This window comes from Noviherbaspirillum sp., assembly GCF_036846085.1.
GTDB lineage: Bacteria > Pseudomonadota > Gammaproteobacteria > Burkholderiales > Burkholderiaceae_D > Noviherbaspirillum.
The window spans coordinates 1-5,146 of the sequence record NZ_DAIUCO010000329.1 but is presented as its reverse complement, the minus strand read 5'-3'; the positions used below and the strand labels follow the sequence as shown (position 1 = coordinate 5,146).

General features: G+C 64.4%; 6 protein-coding genes. 1 reads left to right on the top strand and 5 read right to left on the bottom strand.

Annotation, left to right across the window (positions count from 1 at the left end):
- The 5 genes from msrA to V7080_RS23895 form a co-directional block, all read right to left on the bottom strand.
- On the bottom strand, nt 1-593 hold a 593-nt coding region (gene msrA, locus V7080_RS23915; protein WP_334190884.1), incomplete at its 3' end, for a peptide-methionine (S)-S-oxide reductase MsrA.
- Complete coding sequence (msrB, locus tag V7080_RS23910; protein WP_334190883.1) at nt 593-1,105, bottom strand: peptide-methionine (R)-S-oxide reductase MsrB; 513 nt, start codon at nt 1,103-1,105, stop codon at nt 593-595. The genes msrB and msrA, both read right to left, overlap by 1 nt.
- Before the next feature lie 254 nt (nt 1,106-1,359).
- Complete coding sequence (locus V7080_RS23905; protein WP_334190882.1) at nt 1,360-2,223, bottom strand: c-type cytochrome; 864 nt, start codon at nt 2,221-2,223, stop codon at nt 1,360-1,362.
- A gap of 16 nt (nt 2,224-2,239) precedes the next feature.
- A complete protein-coding gene (locus V7080_RS23900; protein WP_334190881.1) occupies nt 2,240-2,611 on the bottom strand; it encodes a c-type cytochrome in 372 nt (123 codons plus the stop codon).
- A gap of 44 nt (nt 2,612-2,655) precedes the next feature.
- Nucleotides 2,656-3,591 (bottom strand): cytochrome c oxidase assembly protein, encoded by a 936-nt coding sequence (locus tag V7080_RS23895; protein WP_334190880.1) that lies wholly within the window; start codon nt 3,589-3,591, stop codon nt 2,656-2,658.
- A 468-nt stretch (nt 3,592-4,059) separates the two neighbouring features.
- Between V7080_RS23895 and coxB the strand changes: the two genes are divergently transcribed.
- The gene (coxB, locus tag V7080_RS23890) at nt 4,060-5,052 is read left to right on the top strand and encodes a cytochrome c oxidase subunit II (protein ID WP_334190879.1); all 993 of its coding nucleotides are present in this window, start codon (nt 4,060-4,062) and stop codon (nt 5,050-5,052) included.
- Nucleotides 5,053-5,146: the final 94 nt, after the last annotated feature.

The following is a 5,146-nucleotide window of genomic DNA, read 5'->3' as shown; positions in this document are numbered from 1 at the left end:
CCCTTCCACACCTCCGCCAGCCGCGCATCGCGCCCGCAGCTCGTGCGGTAGAACTTGTAGCGCACCGGGTTCTTCTTGTAGTAATCCTGGTGATATTCCTCCGCCGGATAGAAGCGGCCGGCCTGTTCGACTTCGGTATGGATCTGCGGCAGGCGGCCGGATTTCTGCAGCGCCGCCTTGCTCGCTTCGGCGGCCGCACGCTGCGCATCGTTGAGGTAATAGATGCCGCTGCGGTACTGGTTGCCAACGTCGCAGAACTGCCGGTCCTTGACCGTCGGATCGATCGTTTTCCAGAAATACTCCACCAGTTGCGGATAGCTGACCCTGGCCGGGTCGTAGACCACGCGCACCGCTTCGGTGTGGCCGGTGTTGCCGGCGCTGACCTGTTCATAGGTCGGGTTGTCGACGCGGCCGTTGATATAGCCGGACTCCGCCTTCACCACGCCCGGCAGCTTTTCGAAATCCGCTTCGGTGCACCAGAAGCAGCCGCCGGCGAAGATCGCGATGCCGGCGCCGGGTGCCGGCGCGGGAGCCTGCGCCGACGCCTGCGCGCCGGCCAGCAGCAGGCCGGAGAAAACCGTCGTCAGTTTCATCATGTCCTCAGCTCCGGCAATTTCTCTTCCTTGGGAATGAAGCGCAGCGCGACGCCGTTATTGCAATAGCGCAGGCCGGTCGGCTTCGGGCCGTCGTCGAAGACATGCCCCTGGTGACCGCCGCAGCGGGCGCAGTGATATTCGGTACGCGGCCAGATGAGCTTGAAGTCCTTCTTCATCCCGAGGGAAGCGGGCAGGTAGTTGAAAAAGCTCGGCCAGCCGGTGCCGCTCTCGAACTTCGTCGCGCTGTCGAACAGCGGCAAAAAGCAGGCTGCGCAGATATAGGTCCCGGCGCGTTTTTCATTATTGAGAGGACTTGTTCCGGCGCGCTCGGTCGCTTCTTCGAACAGCACGTTATAGCTGGCCGCGGGCAGCAGCGCTTTCCATTCGGAATGCGGTTTTGCAAGTGGTGTCACGGCGGCATTCTCCTTTGCAATGGCGGGGATCAGTGATGGGAGGTAACCGGCGGCGAGCAAACCCGATGCACCGGCAAGAAAGAGACGACGATTCATGTTGGACTCCTGTTGGACATGTACCTGGATTCATCAGCGGCGCATTGCGCATGATATCCCTGCAGATCGTTGGTCGCTTGCGAAGGGCGATCCTTACAGGACATGCCGGAAATTCGTTTGCGCAGGGACGGTAAGTCTTGTACGCAGGCGACGGCAGGATGGATGCAGGCAAATGGTGTGAATCCGGATCGGCGCGCGTGAGTATGCAATTGGCAATGCAGCGGGATGCCCGAGGGCAATGCAACCCGGCGGCGCTACTCGACGTCCTTCAGGGTGTAGAGATAGGCGGCAATATCGCGCGCATCCTTTTCCGTCACCCCGAGATCGGGCATCGCCGACAGCGGGTCCACCGCTGTCGGATGCCGCAGCCAGCGCACCATGTTCTCTCGCGTGTTCGGCAGAACGCCGGCGATGTATTTGCGCGTGCCGATGCCGTTGAGCGGCGGGCCGACATGCCGGTTGGCGCCGACAATGCCGGGAATCTGGTGGCAGGTCGCGCACAGATACTGGTCGATCGCCAGCCGGCCGGCCTGGACATCGCCCGGCGCCGCGGGGGCGGACGGTGCGGCGACCGCCGGCACCGTCCCTGCCGGACGCGCCGGCATGCCGCGGTCCCAGCGCTGGTAGTCGGCCGGCGACAACGCCGGCATATGCTCGACGAAGGCCACCACGTCCCAGATCTCCTGGTCGGTCATCCGGTATTCCCAGGCCGGCATGCCGCTCATCTTGATGCCGTACTTCACCACCCAGAAGATGTCCTTCGCCGGCCACTCGCGCGCCGTCGCCACGAGCGCTGCCGGGGCCGGGGTGAGTCCCAGGGCAAACGGCTCCGGCGCGATGCCGGGGGCGCCGTGGCATTGCAGGCAATGATTGCGGTAGTGCGCGAAGCCGTTGCGGATGCGGGTGTCGTCGTCCAGCGCCGGCGTCTCGATTGCCGCGCTGCGCAGCTTGACCGAACGGCGCATTGCGACATCCAGCAGCCAGTACACCGGCCGGGTATGCTGCACCGTCGCCGCGATGTTGTAGACGCCGATGGCGACGAAGGCGGTTGCCGCGATAAGCGCCAGCAGCACTGCCAGCGCCAGCATGAGCAACACGGTCTTCATCCTGATCAGCATCGGTCCGGTTTCCCCTTCAGTCCAAGGTGTACAGATAGGCGGCCATGTCCTTCGCCTCCGCTTCGGTAATGCCGAGGTTCGGCATCACGGTGCGCGGATCGATGGCCGGCGGATTGCGCAGCCAGCGCACCATGTCGTCCGGCATATTCGGCAGCACGCCGCCGATATAGCCGCGCAAGGCCATCTTGTGCAGCGGCGGACCGACATTGCTGCCGTAACCGGGAACGCCCGGAATCACATGGCAGGCGGTGCAGGCATGGCGCTCGATGGCCGCCTTGCCGCGCGCCGGGTCGCCGCCGTCGATGCGCGGCAAGGCTTCCTGAGCAGGGGCTGCGGCCGGCAGCAGTACGATCAGGAGGAGCAGTGCCGCCGGCGTGAAACGTTCCATGGCGACGCCGGCGCCGGTTCTCGTACAGGTTTTTCCGCCGGACCTCATCCCCGCCCTGCCCCGACACCGGCTGCGCCGCGCTCCATCTGCGGCGACAGCAGCCTGTACGCCACCGCCAGTCCGGCGAAGACGAAGACAAATCCGGCCGGCACCCACATGATCAGCCCGCCCAGCTGCTGGTCTTCCAGCGCGGTCAGGCCCCAGGCGGCGGTATTGGTGTAGGCGGGATACCAGATCCGGGTCGAAAAGGTGAGCAAGGCGCCGAGAATGCCGGTATGGATCGCCGTGCTGAGAATGTAGATCACTGCCGCGCCGTAACGAAGCCCGGTTTGCCGCCCCAGCAGCGACGACCAGAACAGCAGCGCCGACAGCAGGAAGCTCGCATGCTGCGCGGCATGCACGCCGTCACTGGCAAGACCGGCCTGGAACAAGGCCGGAAAGTGCCAGGCCCATAACGCGACCGCATGCACCAGCCAGGCGACGGAGGGCAAATTCAATACATGCCACGGCCCCTGCACCGCGCGCGACTTCACCAGCCGCCCGATCCGCTTGCGCCAGCCGGCTGGAAAGGCCCAGAGGAACACGGCCAGCGGCCTGCCGAGCACCATCAGCGGCGCGGCGACGAGCATCATGAGTTCATGCTGGACCATATGCATGGAGAACAGCTCGCCGCTGATCGTGTCGATCGGCGACACCAGCGAGATCGCCAGCACCGCCAGGCCGGCGGCGAACATTGCCGCCGTGGGGCGCTGTACGCCTGCGCCCTTGCCGGCGTTTCGCCAGAGCCGGCCGAGTCCTGCGCCATAGAGAAAGGCGGTCAGCAACAGGCTGGCGATGATCCAGGGATCGGCGTTCCATGCAAAGTGGCCGCCCGCATGATCTTCGCCGGCATGGGCGAGCGCCGCCGGTACGGCAATGGCGTTGAGCGCCCATCCGACGGCGTGACATGACAGGCGCTTGATCGGCGTCGAAGGCGGCATTTCAACGGATTCGGAAGGCAGATGCGGGGCATGTTGCAATTTGCCTGCCAGTAGTGCCGGCGTGGGCCGGCTCGCCCGTTCATCGCATTTCATCGACGCCATGCCGATGCAACGCCTGAGGGTTCGCTTCTGGCTTGGGCGGGTTTGAATTGTGCCCACGTGTAACAACTACCGAAAGTTTGAAAAATCTGCGTATCCGCATGTTGCGAGGATGATGGACAGGCAGTTGTGCGCGCTTGATGTTCCGCCGTGGCATGCATTCTGCTGTTGAAGAAAGAAAGAACTGTCGCACGGGGCGTCTCCGTACAGCACCAATGGAACCTGGGCAGCGACGCGGTTTGCGCAGCTGCAGAACGCATCATCACCGGGCGGTTCATGATCGAACCAGCCGCCTGAACGAATTGCGCGCTGCACCAAGACATGCGCGTCCGACAGCGCATTTTCCTTTTGCTTCTCCCTGCATTCGCCATGCCGACACGATTCGCCGCCATGCTGCTTGCCTTGCCTGCGCTCCAGGCCCTGCCCGCCCTCGCCGGCCAGCAGTCGGCATTGTCGCGCCAGGGCGATCATGCCGCGCGCATCGCCGAGATGAGCTGGGTGCTGTTCATCGGCGGCGGCATCATCTTCATCCTGGTGATGCTGCTCCTGGCGGCGGCATTGTTCGGGCCGCCCGCTGTCCGCACGGCATTGTCCCGGCACAGCCTTATCATCGGCGGCGGGGTCGTCTTTCCGGTCGTCACGCTGACGGCGCTGCTGGTCTACACCTTGTGGGGCGCATCCGCGCTCGCCCGTTCCGGCGATGCGCCGGCCGTGCGCGTGGATGTGATCGGGGAGATGTGGTGGTGGCGGGTGCGGTATCTGGATCAGGATGGACATCCGCTGATGGAAACCGCCAATGAAATCCGCATCCCGGTGGGCCGCCCGATCGAATTCCGCCTCACCTCGCCGAATGTGATCCACAGTTTCTGGGTACCGAACCTCGCCGGCAAGATCGACATGATCCCGGGCCATGTCAACACCCTGCGCATCCGGGCCGACGTCCCGGGCGTGTATCGCGGACAGTGCGCCGAGTATTGCGGCGCGCAGCATGCCAACATGGCGTTCTTCGTGGTGGTTCAGGCGCCGGAGGAATACGACGCCTGGCTGGCCGGCCAGAGACAGCCGGCGGCGGAACCGCGCGACGCCACGCCCGTCGCCGGCAAGCAACTATTCATGAAACTCTGCGCCCAGTGCCACGCGGTACGCGGCACCCCCGCCATCGGCACGCTCGGCCCGGACCTGACCCATGTCGGCGGTCGGCTGTCGCTGGCCGCCGGCATGCTGCCGAACAATGCGGGAGCGCTCGGCGGCTGGATCGCCGGCAGCCAGCACATCAAGCCGGATAACAGGATGCCGTCGTTCAATACGCTTTCGGGCGAGGAGTTGCGGGCGGTGGTGGCTTTTATGGAAAGCTTGGAGTGAGGTTTAAGGAAGAGAGAACTACAACCAGGCAATATTCTTAAATAGTTAGCACGAAACCAGCGCCCGCTTCTAACAAGGAAAAGATGCAGGACCC

Bases quoted from the DNA above. Each gene is read 5' to 3' on its own strand.
- msrB (WP_334190883.1), bottom strand. From the start codon at position 1,105: ATGAATCGTCGTCTCTTTCTTGCCGGTGCATCGGGTTTGCTCGCCGCC.
- V7080_RS23905 (WP_334190882.1), bottom strand. From the start codon at position 2,223: ATGCTGATCAGGATGAAGACCGTGTTGCTCATGCTGGCGCTGGCAGTG.
- V7080_RS23900 (WP_334190881.1), bottom strand. From the start codon at position 2,611: ATGGAACGTTTCACGCCGGCGGCACTGCTCCTCCTGATCGTACTGCTG.
- V7080_RS23895 (WP_334190880.1), bottom strand. From the start codon at position 3,591: ATGCCGCCTTCGACGCCGATCAAGCGCCTGTCATGTCACGCCGTCGGA.
- coxB (WP_334190879.1), top strand. From the start codon at position 4,060: ATGCCGACACGATTCGCCGCCATGCTGCTTGCCTTGCCTGCGCTCCAG.